Below are 16,006 nucleotides of genomic sequence, written 5' to 3'. Positions count from 1 at the left end.
CTTTAGATAGGTGGGCAGTTTGAGCAGCCAGGACACTCAGTAATTTTACAAGCGAACGTGCTTGTAAAGAATACGAACGATCAAAAGACCTAGCAGAATTAGCGCTATGAATGAGGTTATAGGATTGTCCAGCCAAATCTTACCGCGTTGATCCCTTTGAAGTTGGATGGTGGGAGAGTTGAAAGCACCGTCTGTCATTGTTTTTCCCTTTGGTACGCGCAACGTTAGAGGACCGACCAAATCCTCGCACCATGTCGTTAGGACCAAGTTGATGAACATCAACGCCAAGCAGCGCGCGGCGTTCCGCAAAAATACCAAAGCGAAACGTATCTTGCTCTCCAAAATCTCAGGCTCGTCGCCTTAATACCCCACCCGGTATCATTTTTTAGTAATCCCGCGAACGCGTTCATCCACTCCATAGCTCCCATTTAAATTTGATTACCCGATTGAGCCGAAGCCCTCGTCATTCTGTGTCGCTTCCGTTCGGCCGCATGTATGACAGCAGCAGGAGAGTTGCATGGCTGGAAATCGAGGTAACGCCGAGAACACCGCCACCCATACGGCGGTCGATGGTAGCGTACACAAGAGCGCATTTCCGCCCTTCGATCATTCGACGTTCGCTTCCCAGCTAGTGTGACTGGCTATCACCTTCGCTTTCCTCTATGTCACCATCTCACGAATCGCTCTGCCACGTGTACGAAGCCTTATCGATGCTCGGCAGAACACGATCGAAGGTGATCTTGCTCAAGCGATGCAGCTAAAGGAGGAATCAAATGCGGCGCTGAGCGCATACGAGGGGGAGCTCGCGTCGGCGCGAGCGCGCGCAGGCCATCGAGCTGAGGCACGAGAGAAGGTGAACCAGGCTGCGGTAGAAGCGCGCGAGTCGCTCGATGACAATCTCGCGACTCGGCTCGCAGAAGCGGAGAGCAGGATCGCTGCCAGGAACAATGGCAGCCCTTCGATACAGTTGGCATGCGCGCGAGCTAGACGCTGCATAAATGGCGACAGATTGCTGTTGTCAGGTGTGAATCTATTTGCTGGCACCTTGCCTGCGACGACCAGGCAGGTCCGAATCGTTTCCATGAGGACCAATAGGGCCAACGTCCACGCTATGAACCCAATCAAAGCAAAGGCCGTGCTGGTCAATTGAGGCTCCGTCGTCGGTCCGGTTTTCTATTTCTTCGTCGGTTTGCGCTGGACAGGAACAAGCGCATGGTTCGCGATGAAGAGCATCGTATGGAGTTGATCCCGAACGGCTTCGATATCATCGAGGTCGCAGGCCCCTTTTATCATCCTTTTGATAGAGACCAGAGCTTGACGCTCGTTCATCCAACCCTCCTATCCCGACCCGGTATTCGCGCTTGTACATTCGACAGCCTGACAAGGGTCGTCAACACCATCGGCGATGGCGCGATCACCTGAAATGACTGGCCATGATGCAGGGGAACACGATCGCTGGCGCTGCAACCCACCGGCCTTTTGAATGATCTTCCGATCACGCCACGGCAAGCGATTGAAGTCGCGTTCGTTCGTCAGTTCGTAATTCTCTTGCGAGCGCCAGCCCATCACCGTTATCCCGAATAGGTGTTGAATCTTCCGTGCCTCACGCCGCGTCGATAACCGTGCGAGATTTGCGCTTCTAGAAATTTGTTCGCTACGAGCAACGCCCGGATCGTCGCGCGAACATCGCCGTCGCAGGCCGCTATTGCCTGAGCGACCGCGACCTCCAATCTCTCGGCTTCCGTTTGTTTGTCCGGTTTGAGACTGGCCTTCATGTCGCTGTTTCGTGTTGACCGAGCGGAATAATGTTCTTATTATGTTCTTATGGAGTCAAGCGGTCACAAACGTCGTTTTCCACCGCCCTGGCAAGTCCACCGTGATGGCGCGGGGCCGTTCGTTGTCAGTGACGCCAAGGGCGTGCCGCTGGCTTACGTGCGTTGCCGCGACGATCTTCAAGACATCGGCTTCGCTCACAACTACCTGACCTCAGACGAAGCCCGGCGCATCGCGAACGGCATTGCACGGCTGCCCGAGTGCATGATGCAGCGTCGCGACTTTCACGAGCGCGGCAACGGTGAATATCGGTGGAAGAAATCAAGGCCCTACCACGTCGCGCTTGAAGATAGCTACGCACGCGGGCATTGGGGATTCATCGACGCGGTTTGCAAAATGAATAGCATCCCGTTTGACGGGACGGGTGAGCGCATCGAACGTGACGGCCTGTGGTACGTCTATGAGTTCGCCATGCAGCTAGACGCGATTCAGTTTTGGGATCGTTTCAATGGACGATGGCTTCGCGGTGAAGAGTTCATTTATCCCGATCGGCCGAAGGGCTTGCCGAAGCTTCGCGAGCCGGTTGACGTGAATCGGTTTGGTCGACGAGCGGTCGGAAGGTGAATTGGAGACGAGATTTTGCTAAACCCCATCGCGCTCGCCCATTTTAGTCGGGCCATCAATTGGGAAAAAGGACGATGATCGGTTCATTGATGATGTGCGTGAGCGTGGTGATTCTGTTGACGGGCATGATTGCCGGCATAGCAATGGGGATTCAGCAGAACTTTGTTCTTGCGCCCGCCCATGCGCACCTAAATCTTGTCGGCGGGGTGCTGCTATTTTTATTCGGCCTGTATTACAGATTGTTTCCCGCCGCAGGCCGAATGAAGTTAGCCCGGATTCAGGGCGGGCTTCACATCATCGGCAGCATTCTGTTCCCCGCCGGAATTGCCCTCGTGCTGGTGAATGGTAATTCCTATATCGCAGCGCCTATCGTCGGGTCACTGATCGTGGTTTCGGCCATGGCGCTATTTGTAGTCGTGGTATTCCGCACCCGGACGGCTTGATTGCGAGACGGTACTGTCGCCCTCAGTCTTTTTCGTGTTCGACTTCCAATCAAGACTAAGCAATCCATCGCCAAGACGAACATCGAGGCGATGGAGTTGCTGAGTTGGGCGACCCGAGCTGTGCTTATCAAATCGGCGGCTGACCAGAGGTCTTATTGAAGCCGTCGAAGAAAGCGCTGTAGACCTGTCTATTGGTCGGTCCTGGGCCGCAATCGGTATAGGAAGGGTACACGCCGGTTCCTGCCGGACCATCCCAACAAAATTTATAACCGGCCTGTAGGCCGCCAGAAACTTCACCGATGCCGGATTCCGTCAACTCGCGGATCATATGCATATTTCCTTGCTGCGATGGACACCACGTCCATCGTGAATATGAGCATGATAGGCCGCTCTCTTTTTTGCTGTGACGAAGCTCACATAGGGACAATCGGTATAAAGGAAATTGCCCCTATGGAACGATTGCTTCTAGCGGCGCTCGCACTCTTCTTCGCGTCGCCTGCACTCGCCGAAACAATCACTGGACAAGCCACGGTCATCGACGGCGATACGCTCGAAATCCATGGGCAGCGCATTCGCCTGTCGGGTATCGACGCGCCAGAATCTTCCCAACTATGTCGCGGTGACGACAGCTTGCAATATCGCTGCGGAGCCAAAAGCGGCGAACGAACTTGCCGAGCATGTCGCGGGCAGGCCCGTAAGCTGCGAAGGCGTCGGCCGGGATCAATACGGACGCACGGTCGCGGTCTGCTCGATCGATGGTGAAGACGTTGCGTTTTGGGTTGTGCGCAACGGCCTTGCGTTCGATTGGCCTCGATACTCAAAGGGTCGATATGTTGGCGCTCAAAGGAAGCGGAGCGCGCGGCCCATGGTGTTTGGGCGGGGAGCTATGTCGTGCCGTGGGCCTATCGGGCGTGCATCAGGAATGGCGGGCGGCTAGCGGGTGTTCAGGATGCGGACTTCCAGCATCTGTCGTCACCGCCGGCCAATAGTATTATCACTATTGACCCGCATGATGGACGGTGGATTCCACACGCCAGTTAACGCCTCCGACTTCGGCGCATAGAGGCGCATGGTGAGGTTGAATGGGCTTTTAGGCGCAGGCAGCCAGTTGGTTTCGAGATCGCTGCCGGGATTTTCGTTCTGGATGTACAGCGTCAGCGACCCGTCGGCGTCGCGCTTGAACCGCATCCAGCTACTCACCGCAAAGCGATTTACCGGATTCGCAACCTGGAAACCTTCATTATCATACAGGGTGATTGACCAGAATGCGTCGACCGGCGGCATCGTGTCTTTGGCGAAGCGGATGATGTACTTGTTTGCACCGTCTAGCGCCTTGCCGTTTTCATCGCCGATGCTGACCGGGTAGATCGCATCTTCCGGCAGATTAGCACCAAGTCCAATCTGGGCTACGATCGCACGCTTCAAATAATAGGTCCCATAAACGCCCATCGTGTCAGTATTCATGGACCAGTAGTTTGCTACGCGAGCCAACGTCGGGACCTTCCAAGCCATCAGCTTTTGACCCTCTGCCGGCGCGCCTTCGATGGCTTTCCGTGCGGTCGCGTCAATTTTGGTAATGTCGAAGCTCCTTCCCTTTTCGAGGCCGATCCGCTTCATGCGCGAGATGATCGGCTGATCTGTGATGTGCGGCGAGTTGACTTTGAGCAACTCGGCTGCATACGCGAAAAACTTATCACCCGCCATCGTATCAACTTGCGTCTTCGGCGGTGTCTTGACGTCGACGCTAGGGTCGATGGTTTGCGTGACGACGACCGGGGGTTTTCCCCATCCTGATAGCGGCGTGATCCTGTAGCCCTTCTGCACTTCGTGGACTGTGGCATAGTCAGCGGGGCCATCCGTCCTGGTGCGACCGATTATCCAGACATGGGGCGTCGGCGCATTGATGCGTGTGACCCCTTCCGGCAAGTCCCCATTCCAGCCCGGAGGCGCAACCAGGAAATTGGCCGCCTTAGTGCCTGTTGTACGCGAACCTAGCGACGCGAACACATCGGACCACATGTCGAGCATCGGTAGCAGGTAATAACGGCCGCCGGTATCAGGAACCGAAACGATCATGGGCTCGTGCGTCAGGTCCAGCCAAGCGCTCGAATACAACGTGTCAAAGTTAGGTCGTACCACTGCCCTCATGTCCGCAGTGGGGTAGGCCGCGATATTATTGAACGTGTTGGAAGCACCGCCGATGCCTGCGGTTTTCGGATCGGAATTGTTGAGCTGTTTGCGCGTCACGTCCATCGTCACGAGCGGATAGAAGTAGACGTACGCCTCCGCAGCGATAGCTTGGGCCTCGCCTGCGGAAATCGATTGGGCAGCGCTCGGGGCCAACATCGATACCATGAGCGTTATACCCGACAGCACCGCAGCAAGCGACGACAGATGCTTCTTCATGATGGCTGCTCCTGGACACCCCGAAAGGACGGACGGTTGGAGTCAGACAAGCAGCGAAACGCAGCGTTTTGTTGATCTGGATCAAGGAAGTCTGCTACGGTCAGACGCTGGCATCGACGCGCTGGGCTGTGAGTTGCTCCGCTTGGTCCCGCACAACTATCGTCCCCACCGCACCCTATCCTCCAGCTCGGCTGCCCGTCATAGAAGCGCCAGCGCCGGTTTTTGAACGGTAATAAGCTTCAACGTATTGCCGAGCGGAACGCTGGCCTAAATCCATGCGTGGTTGCGAACCGAACGTGCGGTATGAGCCGGCAGCTGTGTCTGCCGTGGAGCTATCGGGCTTTCCATTAGGAATGGAAAGCGGCCTAGCGAACCACCAATGCTCCGAGCGTTACGGCGCGGACGACTGCTGCGGCAAAGGCTCCTTACAGGAAGCTTACAAAACTAATTTTCACGACGGCGCGATGAAAAAATCCGGATGGCTCCACAAAAAATATTCGCGCTTTGTCAATTTTTAACGCACAATTTCTCACCACCCTTTCGTATATGACGATTGCCCTGAATTGCGCGCCACCTTCCTTTGTAGGAACAGCGTCATGAATCAGCGTATGCGCGTCAAGCACGAGAAGACCTTCCAACAACGGCTCAAAGACGAGGCTCTGCGTCTCAGGGACGAGGCCGCAGACCTCCCATCCGGCAAAGACCGCGAGCTTCTTCTGAACCGGGCCGAGCAGGCCGAGAAAGCCTCACGCATAGACGCGTGGCTCTCATCCTCCGGATTGCGGCCGCCGAAATGACTGACGCACCCAAGGCTCCAATCATACTGCACGCAGCCGACGCGCTTCGGCGTGCGCGCAAGCTCCCCGCCGGCGCGGCGAGGAACAACCTTCGCCAGCTCGCTAGCGGACTGCGAGACCTTCACCGGACGGGCGCATACGCCCCTCTCCGAAACATCGAGAGTCCCGCGACGGGCTCCGAGACCATGCGGTGACCCGATGGACCGCGCGCACAATCCCAAATGAATGTCCGACCAGAACATCGGACGTTATCGCGCGATAGCGGACGAGTGCTATGCGCGCGCTAAGCACGCTAGATACGTGCTCGACAAGGAAGCATGGCTGAAGCTCGCCGCCGAATGGACCGCGCTCGCCGAAGGCGCAGCTTGGAGGCGCAGCAACGGGTAAGTCTCACGGAACATCTGCTTTGGCGGACTTAGCCCGCTACATCGCAGATTATGTTCATGGGCCGTGGCCGCCCACCGCCCCGCGTGGTCCCGTACCTTCGTCCTCAAAGCCCCTTGCGGGGCCGTGCACCGCTGGAAGTTCGCGCATGAGCGAACCGACACGAGAGCAGATCCAACGCCGCATGGATGAACTGTGGCAGCAAGCCGGCTTTCCTAACGGAAGGGACAAGGAGTTTGAGCATCAGGCCGAACAAGAACTGCGCGATCAAGAATGCTCGATTAGAGCACCACATGGAAAATGTCGCCCGTGGAGAATCCGGGAAACAGATTGACGGGCTGACGTCAAGGAAGCCGACGCTGCGGAAGGGTGCCAGCGAAGAGAACCCGACACGCCTGACCTTGAGAAGATACAGGAGATCAAGATGGGGCTAGCGTTCTTCATCAACGCTTTGATGAACTGAAAGAGGACAGTCGAGCCGATCGACGCGCCGCCCTTCAATCGTATTGGGGCATGGCTTCGTAATCAGCTGCACGAACAATTTTAGCCACAATGGAGTCGCTAAATCCGTAATTCGGAACCCGGTTATCGCCCATGCCAGACCCTGCGCTTACTGAAGCATTGCTCATTGCGCTCGATTATCTGAAGGCGACAGGTCAAGCGATCGGACACGATACGGAGCAGTTGGTCGCAGGCGCCATTTTGTCGGCATGGCTAAAGGGGACAAGGCATCGCATACGGCTGGCCAATGCGGGAATCCTAGCGGGCGAGCGCGCCCAAAAAGGACGCCAAGTACTCCCTGCATTTTCTGCGAAGACACTTCTTTGATTGTTGAAATAACGAAGGCCGCCAGCCATTTCGGACTGACGGCTTTCGTCATTGGTTCTGATATTTTACTTCTCGTCGCCACCATTCCTGGTCAGTTCTTCGCCATCCGGCGTGCGGGTCATTCCGACCACCGAGCACCCTGCCCGCACGAACCCCACGCGTGATTCCGCACTCTCAGCGGTCGCCGGAAACGGATTGCAGTGGACGGTAACGGATGGGACCCTGACGATAACGAGCAAATACCCACACCCCAGCCCACACCCCAAAAGCGCAATCGGCTACGCCCTACAGAACAGAGTCTAACGCATCTCTAAACTATTGATTTTCTGGCTAGATGGCGCGCCCGAAAGGATTCGAACCTCTGACCCCCAGATTCGTAGTTTGATGCTGGCCCGAGAACTTTCACGCCCGGCACCGATCCGCGAAGCGAGCAACAAGATTGCTCAGAAAGGACTGGCTTTGCTGCGGCAACGGAGCGTTACTACGGCTATTATAGCGAGCGAATAGGCTCGTCAGGATCTTGCCCCGCCGGCTTTTAGCCACCGCGGGGCAGCGGTGGTGGGGCGCCCCCCCCCGCAACGACGGAGATCCTCATGACGAAAGCCAAATCAAAGCAGCCAGCATCGACCAAACAACCGATCTCAAAATCAGATGCCAACCGATCGGTTAAAGCCAAACACGTTGCCACCAAGACAAAGAGGCCAGCGGCATCGAAGGCATCACCAGCTACCGGCGCATCCGCCTTGCCGAAGAAAGCATCGGGCGCTCGCACCGGCTCCAAGCGGGCTCAGGTGATGGCTCTGCTGCGATCGACAAATGGCTGCACGATCGAAGCCATCGTTAAGGCGACAGGTTGGCAGCCGCATTCGGTGCGCGGGTTCTTTGCCGGTGTCATTCGCAAGAAACTGAAGCTCGATCTTGATTCCGAACTCGTTGACAAGGTCCGACGCTATCGCATCAAACCTGCAGCGGATGGGATCAGCAAATCGGCTAAGGCCGCCTAAGCGATGGCGCCTCGAAGACAATCTCGTCGCACGATCGATGCGGCGTCCCTTGAGACCGAGATCGCGCGTCTGGGTGATCTTGATCTCAGGGCCCTTCGCCTCCGATGGCAAAGTGTGACGGGTCGCTCAGTCCACGTTCACCTGCCGAAGCATTTGCTGTTCGCCATGCTCGCGTATCGCATCCAGGCCGATGCCTTCGGCGATCTCGATGCGGGGATGGTGCAGATATTGAAGGCTGCCGTTGGATTAGGCGGATCGGCTGCGATCACCAAATTGACCGACAAGCTAGATCAGCGCAACCAGGAGCTTGCGCCGGGCGCGATCCTAGCCCGCGAATGGAACGGACGCGACCATCGGGTGATGGTGCTCGCCGACGGCTTTGCCTTTGAGGGCAAAACCTATGAGAGCCTGTCCAAAGTCGCCCTTGCCATCACCGGAACCAAATGGAACGGGCCGCGGTTCTTTGGTCTGCGGACCGCAGCTGGGTCTGCGGGACCATATGACATCGCCTGGTAAATCGGTGTCTGGCAAATCCGTCCGGTGTGCGATCTATACCCGCGTCTCGACCGATGCCGGGCTCGATCAGGAATTCAACTCGCTCGATGCCCAGTACGATGCATCTGAGGCCTATATCCGCAGCCAGGCGCATGCGGGCTGGACGCTGATCAAGATGCGCTATGACGATGGAGGGTTCTCGGGCGGATCAACCGACCGCCCTGCCCTTCAAAAGTTGCTCGATGACGTCAGGGCACACAAGATCAATGTCATTGTCGTCTATAAAGTCGACCGCCTGACGCGGTCCCTGGCCGACTTTGCCAAACTGGTTGAGCTGTTCGACGCTCATGGCGTGTCCTTCGTCTCGGTGACCCAGCAGTTCAACACGACGACATCGATGGGCCGTTTGACCCTGAATGTCCTCTTGTCCTTTGCCCAGTTCGAACGCGAGGTTACCGCCGAGCGCATCCGCGACAAGATTGCCGCCTCCAAGCGCAAGGGCCTGTGGGTCGGAGGCATGGTTCCGCTCGGTTACGGGCTCAACGATGGCAAGCTATCTATCCACCAGGACGAAGCAAAAACCGTCCGGCTCATTTTTGAGCGCTACCTTGAATTGGGCAGCGTCAACCGTCTCGTCGCTGATCTCAGAGCAAAAGGACTGACCTCCAAAGTGCGCAAGCTCTCGAGCGGGGCCATCCGCGGCGGCGTTCCGTTCACCCAAGGCCCGCTGTTCTATATGCTGCGCAACCGGTTCTATATCGGCGAGGTGACATTCAAGGGCGAGGTCCTGCCCGGACCACAACCGGCTTTGCTTGAGCGATCCCTGTTCGAGGCCGTCCAGGACAAGCTGACCGAACAATGGTCCCATCGGACGCGTGCTAGGCAAAAATCCAAAGCGTGTCTCTCGGGACTGCTGTTCGACGATGCTGGCAACCGCATGATCCCAACTCACGCCACCAGGAACCGCGTACGGTACCGCTATTATATCTCCCAACCGCTGCAACGCGGTCATTCGGATGATCCGCTGGGGTCCGTATCTCGCGTCCCAGCAGATCAGATCGAGGCGTTGGTCACCCATGCCGTGCGTGACCGACTGATGGAATCCGGCGAATGCTCACGGTCGCTCTCGGAGCAAAATGCCGTTGCAGCCCATATTGCAAAGGTCGAGGTTCGTGCCAAACACCTGGCTGTTACCATTAAAGCGATTGAACCGACGCCAGATCATGATCGCGAATTGCCTCAAGCCGGCACCGCGCTCGATCAAGGTGAGGTCATCCTGATTCCCTGGACCAAGCCGCCGATGCGCAAATTCCGGGACGTGATCCAACCTGCATCCGCCTCAATCCAGCGAACACGACCGATCCGCGCAGAGCGTCGCGCTGGCCTGATCCGTGCCATTGCACGCGGCCGGCAATGGCTGGACGAGATCGTCTCCGGACAATTTACAATCGAACAGATTGCGATCAGGCAAAAATGCAGCGTTCGGCAAATCAATCTGACGCTGTCGATGGCTTTTCTTGCGCCGCCACTGGTCAAGGCCGCAATCGAAGGTCGCCTGCCCCGTGGCATAGGCATTGCGGAACTACGCGATGCACCGCCCGCGTGGTCGAAACAATGTATGAAGCTTGGATTGCCCACGCTTTAGTCATGTTCGTCGGAGCAACGGCTGCACATACCAACCCGGTCACTTTTGGTGTTCGTATGGTCTCACGAATCATCTGGGTGTGGGGACGTTGCGTGGGATTGGGTTGGTATCGTTTCAGATTGGCGTGTTGAAGGTGCTGTCTACGCGACCCGACGGCCGTAGCGAATCGACACGATCAGGCGCAATCTGCAAACGCCATCCTCGCGTGAGTGCAGCGCTCAGCTTCGGCGGCTTGCGACACTCGCTCCAAAAATCGACGCCTTCTCCTCAGGACTGATCCTTCCTAGCCCGAAAGCTTGGCAGATCACCAAAGCAGGCCGGATCATTCTGGCGCAGTTGGAATCCGGGGAAGCGATCGAGGTGCTAAACCCTTGGCACAGCAAAACACAAACCCATCTAACGACCACTCGACTGGCATCGTTCCGGGACCAGTGTCACGCCCCGGGATCTGCGCGACGCCCGGCCGCAGGCCGTTATTCCGACCCTGCCAGGAACGGGAATTTTTGGACCAGAGACAGAGGCCGAAAACCGGACAGATCCACGAACGGAGACAGCCACCCACAGAACCAGGGTCAGAAAAGCCCGCCAACGGCGGGCCTTTCCGATCAGTCTCTATACAATGGCAAAACAGTAGACTGGGTGGTGGGCGCGACAGGGATCGAACCTGTGACCCCTACCATGTCAAGGTAGTGCTCTCCCGCTGAGCTACGCGCCCGGAAAACGTCCGCTTGGGTCGCCGCGACCTATATCGGCTCCGGTGCTGGCAGGCAAGGACGGGCGGGCATGAATTACGCAGCCAGCATCTTGTTCACTTCGCTGACCAATTCCCGCAGATGCACCGGCTTGGAGAGCACCTTGGCGTTCTTGGGCGCCTCGGAATCGGAATTCAGCGCCACCGCGGCAAAGCCGGTGATGAACATGATCTTGATATCGGGATCCAGTTCCGACGCCCGACGCGCCAGTTCGATCCCGTCCATTTCCGGCATCACGATATCGGTGAGAAGCATTTCAAATGGCTCCTCGCGTAACCTCTGGTACGCTGACAGGCCGTTGTCATAGGACGACACCTTGAAACCGGCGTTTTCCAGCGCCTTGACCAGAAATCGGCGCATGTCATTGTCGTCTTCGGCGAGGAGAATTTTGTGCATGGCGGTGGTATCGGGACCCGACTTGGAGGAGCAGTCGCCCCACTAAGCCTGAAGAGGGTAAATTTGGGGTGAAAGCGAACTTTGGCTTGGCAGAATGGCTGCGATTATCGACAATGCAGACTTGAAAAGCGCGTGTCCAGCCGACATTCGATAGACGGCTGCGCAATTTCAGGATGACGTCCGGCAATGACCCAATTTGACGGCGGCCAGCCGCCCCCTTTCGAGATCGCGGAGCCGGCGACGTGGCGGTCTCCCATCATTTTCAATTCCCCGCATTCCGGTTCGGTCTACCCGGAGGAGTTTCTGGCCGCGTCGCGGATCGACCTGGCCAGTCTTCGCCGGTCCGAAGACTCGTTCATGGATGAACTGATCGGCGGACTGACCGACGCCGGCTTTCCGGTAGTTCGGGTCAACTTTCCCCGCTCCTACGTCGACGTCAATCGCGAGCCTTACGAACTCGACCCACGGATGTTCACCGGCCGCTTGCCGAGTTTCGCCAATACGCGATCGATGCGGGTCGCGGGCGGCCTCGGCACCATTCCGCGCGTCGTCGGCGACGGCCAGGAGATCTATCGCGAGCGTCTCAGCGTGGACGACGCACTCGGCCGCATCGAACTGCTTTACAAACCCTACCATCGCGCGTTGCGACGGCTGATCCACAAGGCTCACCAGACGTTCGGAACGGCGATCATTGTGGATTGCCACTCGATGCCGTCCACCGGCATTTCTCACGACGAACCTCGGCGGCCGGATATCGTGATCGGAGATCGCTACGACACCAGTTGCGCGCCGCTGCTTCCGAACATCATCGAGGATATGATGAGGAGCCTCGGCTATTCGGTCGGACGCAACAAGCCCTACGCCGGCGGCTTCATCACCGAGCATTACGGCAATCCGGCCAGCGGACTGCACGCGGTGCAGTTCGAACTCAACCGCGCCGTCTACATGGATGAACGCCGTCGCGAACGCGGCCCGCGCTTCCATCAGGTCGCGGCGGATTTCATGACGCTTGCTGACGCGCTTGCCGCGATCCCGCTCGGCGACCTCGGGACGTTCCGATCGGCCGCAGAATAGACCGCCGCCTCATCGCGAGGGTGGCGTGAACGAACCCGGCTTTGCAAGCAGGCAGACAAAGAAAAAGGGCCGCTCGTCAAAACAAGCGACCCAAGTCTAGGGAGGAAACGCCCAAGGAGGGCAGCGGTAGCGCGAGGGCTACCGCACCGCAACAATATGCGGCCGCGCTGCACAAAAAGCAAGGGATTTCAAACGATTTTCCCCCGCTCCGAGATATATTCTTATTTTAACGCATTCCGCCGCGAGTGACATATTTAGTTAAATGAAATCAATAATTTATTGTTCATCATGGCTTGATCGACCCATTCCCGCCACAACTCCGGGACGGCGATTTCGCCGTCTCCGTGAGTCCGGCCTCTCATGAGGCCATGCGGGATAACTGCCGTGCAATGGATCGCAAACGGTGCGACTTCCGATTCCTGCATGTATAGGAGGCGCTCGACTTGGGGCGCGCGCACGGCGCGCGAACATCGCCCGGTGAGGTAGAGACGTGACGGTGATCGATTTTACCGCGTTTATAGACCGCCTCGCGACGGCCTCGGGCGAAACCATTCTACCGTTCTTCAGAACGTCTCTTCTCGGCGTCGAAAACAAGTGCGGCCCCCGCGGCTTTGATCCGGTCACGGAGGCGGACCGGGCCGCCGAAGCCGTCATGCGCCGGATGATCAAGGCGAATTTTCCCCAGCACGGCATTGTCGGCGAGGAATTCGGCAACCAGAACGAAGACGCCGAATACGTCTGGATGCTGGATCCGATCGACGGCACGAAATCCTTCATCGCCGGCTTTCCCATCTGGGGCACGCTGATCGCGCTGCTTCATCGCGGCATGCCGGTCTACGGCATGATGCACCAGCCCTACATCGGTGAGCGCTTCAGCGGCGACAACCGATCCGCGCGCTATCAGGGCCCGTCGAGCGGGCGCAAGCTCGCGGTGCGACGCTGCGCATCGCTGAATGAGGCGACTTCATTCACGACTAGTCCGCTGCTGATGAATGGCGATGATCGTGCAGCTTTCGGCCAAGTCGAGGCCGAGGTCCGGCTGACGCGTTATGGCGGCGACTGTTATTCCTACTGCATGCTGGCTGCGGGCCATCTCGATCTCGTCATCGAGACGGAACTGAAACCTTACGACATCGCCGCCTTGATCCCGATCATCATCGGAGCGGGCGGCGTGATCACGACATGGGAGGGCGAGCCCGCGCAGGGGGGTGGCCGCGTCGTCGCCGCCGGCGATCCGCGCGTACACGAGGCCGCGCTGAAACTGCTGAATCGCTAAAACAGCGGCGAGCCCGGCACGAAGGCATCGAACGCCGCCCAGAACTGCGCACGATAGCGATTTTGCTCCTGCAGGATCTCGTGCTTCGATCCGGCAATGACCAGGTGCGAACCGCTGCGCAGGTGATAGGCGAACTCCTCGATCGCGGGAGTGGAGACGATGGTATCGTCACCGGCCGCGATCATCAGCAGCGGCTGGCGAATTTTCGACGGATAGTTCAGGGCCTGAAAATCATGCATCGCCCGGAACGCGGTATCGGCCCAGGCCACGGTCGGCGAGGCGATCCCCAGCGTGGGGTCCTCCTCGAGGATTGCGACGTTGCGGGCGAAGCGGACGGGGTCGCTGGTCAAGGGATTGCCGATGAAATCGGCGACGCCGGTGAGTTGATCGCTGCCGCCGGGCACGTAAAGACCGCCCTGCCCGAACAGTCGCATTGCGCTCAGGACCACGCGCGCCGGAAACGCGGTGCGGCGTCCCGGCAAATCGATCATCGGAGCTGAGAGCACGATGCGGTCGAACCAGCGTCTGCCGGCGTGCGCCATGCGCAGCAGCACCGCGCCGCCCATCGAATGGGCCAGCGCGAAATACGGCGGCGGGCAATCGGGCAGCACCACCTGCTCCACGAATGACTGAACGTCGATCTCATAGTCGGAGAAATGGCGCACATAGCCCTTGCGGGAATCGAACAACTGCCGCGCCGAGTGCCCCTGCCCCCGCCAGTCGATCATCGCCACCGCAAAGCCGCGATCGCGCAGATCGCATACGGTCTCGAAATATTTTTCGATCTGTTCGCCGCGCCCGGTAAATACGCAAACCGTTCCTTTTCGTCCCGGCGGCGGCGCCCATCGCGCAAAGCGCAGATCGACCCCGTCGGAGGTCCGGACGGTGCCGCAGATGTAATCTTCCGGAACCGGATTTGCGGGGATCGAAACAAGCCTCATGACCGGACCGGCTGGAGGAAAAGGCTGAATGCCAAAAGACGGAACCACCACAAAAGCGGGCACGCGCCCGCCTCTTGAACGAGTTTTGAGTCCTCCCATATCACCTCTGTGCAGGCCGCTACCAGTGCTCCGGAAACGGATCATCAGGCTGCACACAGACGAAAGCCCGGCCCGATTGGCGGGCGGGTTTATTCAATGTCGCTCCATGGAGGACTGACCTATGCGTACTTTCGACCTCACTCCGTTTTATCGTTCCACCGTCGGCTTCGACCGCTTCTTTAATCTGCTCGACCAGGCGCACGGCGATGCGCCCGGCTACCCGCCCTATAACATCGAGCGTACCGGCGAGAACGAGTACCGCATCTCCGTCGCCGTCTCCGGTTTCGCTCAGAACGAACTCTCCATCGTCGCGAAGGAAAACACGCTGACGATCAAGGGCGAGAAGGTCGCCAACGAAAACGGCCAGGACAAGTCCGAGGTGCTGTATCGCGGCATCGCGGCGCGCGCCTTCGAGCGCGCGTTCCAGCTCGCCGATTTCGTGCAGGTGAAGAACGCCTCGCTCGAGAACGGCCTGCTCCACGTCGATCTCGTCCGCGAGATTCCCGAGGCCAAGAAACCCCGCACCATTCCGATCACAACCAGCGCGCCCTCCGCGCCGGCGGTCGAGAAGGCGGCCGCCTGACGCTATCTGTCGCAAGCGATTTTCAAGCGCTGAACGCAAGACGCCCCGGCAAACCGGGGCGTTTTTGTTTTGCGCGGCAGGGCATAACTTCCCTGCGATCAGGGACTCACAGACGCTTGTGTGATAGAGAAAAATTTGGCAATGTCGGGGTTAGGACAGCAAGACTGTCTTAATTTTGACGGACGGCTTGGCGTCGGGTTTTTGCCGCGAATGCAGGCGTCCGATGTCCGGCTGTGGACATGGCAAACCGGCTTTCCACCGAGGACGTTGGGCACCAGGTTTGGCTTCTCAAAACTTCGGCTCGCGGCGTGCGAGTGGTGGCCCCAGGATTGTCGATCGGGGTGCCGCGACCGCCCAAGGTGCGCCATAGATACGGATTGCATTTCGGGATGTCTCACATCCCGGCCGGGAAAGGTACTGGGCTTAAGATGAGCGGGCCATCGTTCGAGCGGGAGAACATCGGGTTGGAATCTCGGACGGCGAATT

General features: G+C 58.2%; 19 protein-coding genes, 1 tRNA gene and 2 pseudogenes. 15 read left to right on the top strand and 7 right to left on the bottom strand.

The genetic code is table 11. The features are described 5' to 3' along the window. Positions 1-637 precede the first annotated feature (637 nt). Positions 638-928, top strand: a pseudogene (locus BGN91_RS02245) (F0F1 ATP synthase subunit B'); the annotation flags it as partial. Positions 929-969: 41 nt separating this feature from the next. On the opposite strand, the pseudogene BGN91_RS17625 reads toward BGN91_RS02245, so the two are convergent. After that, positions 970-1,083, bottom strand: a pseudogene (locus BGN91_RS17625) (MAPEG family protein); the annotation flags it as partial. 129 nt (positions 1,084-1,212) lie between these two features. Here BGN91_RS17625 and BGN91_RS02235 point away from each other — a divergent pair. After that, positions 1,213-1,422, top strand: coding sequence for a hypothetical protein (locus BGN91_RS02235; protein ID WP_292610335.1), 210 nt, complete (start codon positions 1,213-1,215; stop codon positions 1,420-1,422). A 149-nt stretch (positions 1,423-1,571) separates the two neighbouring features. Here the strand turns inward: BGN91_RS02235 and BGN91_RS02230 are convergent, their stop codons facing one another. Next, complete coding sequence (locus BGN91_RS02230) at positions 1,572-1,775, bottom strand: hypothetical protein (protein ID WP_292610334.1); 204 nt, start codon at positions 1,773-1,775, stop codon at positions 1,572-1,574. 49 nt (positions 1,776-1,824) lie between these two features. Here BGN91_RS02230 and BGN91_RS02225 point away from each other — a divergent pair, with 49 nt between their 5' ends. After that, on the top strand, positions 1,825-2,397 hold the full coding sequence (locus BGN91_RS02225; protein ID WP_292610333.1) for a hypothetical protein: 573 nt from the start codon (positions 1,825-1,827) through the stop codon (positions 2,395-2,397). Positions 2,398-2,471: 74 nt separating this feature from the next. Continuing rightward, positions 2,472-2,840 (top strand): hypothetical protein, encoded by a 369-nt coding sequence (locus BGN91_RS02220; protein ID WP_292610332.1) that lies wholly within the window; start codon positions 2,472-2,474, stop codon positions 2,838-2,840. A 127-nt stretch (positions 2,841-2,967) separates the two neighbouring features. On the opposite strand, the gene BGN91_RS02215 is transcribed toward BGN91_RS02220, so the two are convergent. After that, positions 2,968-3,168 (bottom strand): hypothetical protein, encoded by a 201-nt coding sequence (locus BGN91_RS02215; RefSeq protein ID WP_292610331.1) that lies wholly within the window; start codon positions 3,166-3,168, stop codon positions 2,968-2,970. A 231-nt stretch (positions 3,169-3,399) separates the two neighbouring features. Between BGN91_RS02215 and BGN91_RS02210 the strand changes: the two genes are divergently transcribed. Beyond that, positions 3,400-3,777 (top strand): thermonuclease family protein, encoded by a 378-nt coding sequence (locus tag BGN91_RS02210; RefSeq protein ID WP_366408190.1) that lies wholly within the window; start codon positions 3,400-3,402, stop codon positions 3,775-3,777. A 35-nt stretch (positions 3,778-3,812) separates the two neighbouring features. On the opposite strand, the gene BGN91_RS02205 is transcribed toward BGN91_RS02210, so the two are convergent. Further along, positions 3,813-5,246 (bottom strand): DUF1254 domain-containing protein, encoded by a 1,434-nt coding sequence (locus BGN91_RS02205; RefSeq protein WP_292610330.1) that lies wholly within the window; start codon positions 5,244-5,246, stop codon positions 3,813-3,815. 596 nt (positions 5,247-5,842) lie between these two features. Between BGN91_RS02205 and BGN91_RS02200 the strand changes: the two genes are divergently transcribed. The 7 genes from BGN91_RS02200 to BGN91_RS02170 all read left to right on the top strand — a co-directional run bounded on the left by BGN91_RS02200 (position 5,843) and on the right by BGN91_RS02170 (position 10,399). Next, complete coding sequence (locus BGN91_RS02200; protein WP_292610329.1) at positions 5,843-6,043, top strand: hypothetical protein; 201 nt, start codon at positions 5,843-5,845, stop codon at positions 6,041-6,043. Positions 6,044-6,268: 225 nt separating this feature from the next. Continuing rightward, the gene (locus BGN91_RS02195) at positions 6,269-6,430 is read left to right on the top strand and encodes a hypothetical protein (protein WP_292610328.1); all 162 of its coding nucleotides are present in this window, start codon (positions 6,269-6,271) and stop codon (positions 6,428-6,430) included. A gap of 145 nt (positions 6,431-6,575) precedes the next feature. After that, a complete protein-coding gene (locus tag BGN91_RS02190) occupies positions 6,576-6,761 on the top strand; it encodes a DUF2934 domain-containing protein (RefSeq protein WP_292610327.1) in 186 nt (61 codons plus the stop codon). 260 nt (positions 6,762-7,021) lie between these two features. Then, positions 7,022-7,255 (top strand): hypothetical protein, encoded by a 234-nt coding sequence (locus BGN91_RS02185; protein WP_292610326.1) that lies wholly within the window; start codon positions 7,022-7,024, stop codon positions 7,253-7,255. A 593-nt stretch (positions 7,256-7,848) separates the two neighbouring features. Then, positions 7,849-8,259 (top strand): DUF3489 domain-containing protein, encoded by a 411-nt coding sequence (locus BGN91_RS02180; RefSeq protein ID WP_292610325.1) that lies wholly within the window; start codon positions 7,849-7,851, stop codon positions 8,257-8,259. Between the two features lie 3 nt (positions 8,260-8,262). Then, complete coding sequence (locus BGN91_RS02175) at positions 8,263-8,775, top strand: DUF2924 domain-containing protein (RefSeq protein WP_292610324.1); 513 nt, start codon at positions 8,263-8,265, stop codon at positions 8,773-8,775. Then, complete coding sequence (locus BGN91_RS02170) at positions 8,759-10,399, top strand: recombinase family protein (protein ID WP_292610323.1); 1,641 nt, start codon at positions 8,759-8,761, stop codon at positions 10,397-10,399. Before BGN91_RS02175 ends, BGN91_RS02170 begins: the two co-directional genes overlap by 17 nt. 640 nt (positions 10,400-11,039) lie before the next feature. On the opposite strand, the gene BGN91_RS02165 is transcribed toward BGN91_RS02170, so the two are convergent. After that, positions 11,040-11,114, bottom strand: a tRNA-Val gene (locus BGN91_RS02165). Between the two features lie 73 nt (positions 11,115-11,187). Further along, positions 11,188-11,547: a cell cycle two-component system response regulator CpdR gene (cpdR, locus tag BGN91_RS02160; RefSeq protein WP_009797255.1), complete on the bottom strand. Its 360-nt coding sequence runs from the start codon at positions 11,545-11,547 to the stop codon at positions 11,188-11,190. A gap of 186 nt (positions 11,548-11,733) precedes the next feature. On the opposite strand from cpdR, the gene BGN91_RS02155 reads away from it, so the two are divergent. Together BGN91_RS02155 and hisN are read left to right on the top strand one after the other, a co-directional pair. Next, a complete protein-coding gene (locus tag BGN91_RS02155) occupies positions 11,734-12,621 on the top strand; it encodes an N-formylglutamate amidohydrolase (protein WP_292610322.1) in 888 nt (295 codons plus the stop codon). A gap of 490 nt (positions 12,622-13,111) precedes the next feature. Continuing rightward, positions 13,112-13,897 (top strand): histidinol-phosphatase, encoded by a 786-nt coding sequence (hisN, locus tag BGN91_RS02150; protein WP_292610321.1) that lies wholly within the window; start codon positions 13,112-13,114, stop codon positions 13,895-13,897. Here the strand turns inward: hisN and BGN91_RS02145 are convergent. Then, complete coding sequence (locus tag BGN91_RS02145; protein ID WP_292610320.1) at positions 13,894-14,838, bottom strand: alpha/beta hydrolase; 945 nt, start codon at positions 14,836-14,838, stop codon at positions 13,894-13,896. The two genes, hisN and BGN91_RS02145, sit on opposite strands and share 4 nt — an antisense overlap. Positions 14,839-15,058: 220 nt before the next feature. Between BGN91_RS02145 and BGN91_RS02140 the strand changes: the two genes are divergently transcribed. Next, positions 15,059-15,520 carry an Hsp20 family protein gene (locus tag BGN91_RS02140; protein WP_292610319.1) on the top strand — a complete coding sequence of 154 codons (462 nt, stop codon included), beginning with the start codon at positions 15,059-15,061 and terminating at the stop codon, positions 15,518-15,520. Positions 15,521-16,006: the final 486 nt, after the last annotated feature.

This window comes from Nitrobacter sp. 62-13 (assembly GCF_001896955.1).
Lineage (GTDB): Bacteria > Pseudomonadota > Alphaproteobacteria > Rhizobiales > Xanthobacteraceae > Nitrobacter.
This window is presented reverse-complemented; position numbering and strand designations above follow the sequence as displayed.

What these genes read in the sequence shown, in the direction of transcription:
- BGN91_RS02235 (WP_292610335.1), top strand. Translation starts at nt 1,213, where the DNA reads ATGGTTCGCGATGAAGAGCATCGTATGGAGTTGATCCCGAACGGCTTC.
- BGN91_RS02230 (WP_292610334.1), bottom strand. Translation starts at nt 1,775, where the DNA reads ATGAAGGCCAGTCTCAAACCGGACAAACAAACGGAAGCCGAGAGATTG.
- BGN91_RS02225 (WP_292610333.1), top strand. Translation starts at nt 1,825, where the DNA reads ATGGAGTCAAGCGGTCACAAACGTCGTTTTCCACCGCCCTGGCAAGTC.
- BGN91_RS02220 (WP_292610332.1), top strand. Translation starts at nt 2,472, where the DNA reads ATGATCGGTTCATTGATGATGTGCGTGAGCGTGGTGATTCTGTTGACG.
- BGN91_RS02215 (WP_292610331.1), bottom strand. Translation starts at nt 3,168, where the DNA reads ATGATCCGCGAGTTGACGGAATCCGGCATCGGTGAAGTTTCTGGCGGC.
- BGN91_RS02210 (WP_366408190.1), top strand. Translation starts at nt 3,400, where the DNA reads ATGGGCAGCGCATTCGCCTGTCGGGTATCGACGCGCCAGAATCTTCCC.
- BGN91_RS02205 (WP_292610330.1), bottom strand. Translation starts at nt 5,246, where the DNA reads ATGAAGAAGCATCTGTCGTCGCTTGCTGCGGTGCTGTCGGGTATAACG.
- BGN91_RS02200 (WP_292610329.1), top strand. Translation starts at nt 5,843, where the DNA reads ATGAATCAGCGTATGCGCGTCAAGCACGAGAAGACCTTCCAACAACGG.
- BGN91_RS02195 (WP_292610328.1), top strand. Translation starts at nt 6,269, where the DNA reads ATGTCCGACCAGAACATCGGACGTTATCGCGCGATAGCGGACGAGTGC.
- BGN91_RS02190 (WP_292610327.1), top strand. Translation starts at nt 6,576, where the DNA reads ATGAGCGAACCGACACGAGAGCAGATCCAACGCCGCATGGATGAACTG.
- BGN91_RS02185 (WP_292610326.1), top strand. Translation starts at nt 7,022, where the DNA reads ATGCCAGACCCTGCGCTTACTGAAGCATTGCTCATTGCGCTCGATTAT.
- BGN91_RS02180 (WP_292610325.1), top strand. Translation starts at nt 7,849, where the DNA reads ATGACGAAAGCCAAATCAAAGCAGCCAGCATCGACCAAACAACCGATC.
- BGN91_RS02175 (WP_292610324.1), top strand. Translation starts at nt 8,263, where the DNA reads ATGGCGCCTCGAAGACAATCTCGTCGCACGATCGATGCGGCGTCCCTT.
- BGN91_RS02170 (WP_292610323.1), top strand. Translation starts at nt 8,759, where the DNA reads ATGACATCGCCTGGTAAATCGGTGTCTGGCAAATCCGTCCGGTGTGCG.
- cpdR (WP_009797255.1), bottom strand. Translation starts at nt 11,547, where the DNA reads ATGCACAAAATTCTCCTCGCCGAAGACGACAATGACATGCGCCGATTT.
- BGN91_RS02155 (WP_292610322.1), top strand. Translation starts at nt 11,734, where the DNA reads ATGACCCAATTTGACGGCGGCCAGCCGCCCCCTTTCGAGATCGCGGAG.
- BGN91_RS02145 (WP_292610320.1), bottom strand. Translation starts at nt 14,838, where the DNA reads ATGAGGCTTGTTTCGATCCCCGCAAATCCGGTTCCGGAAGATTACATC.
- BGN91_RS02140 (WP_292610319.1), top strand. Translation starts at nt 15,059, where the DNA reads ATGCGTACTTTCGACCTCACTCCGTTTTATCGTTCCACCGTCGGCTTC.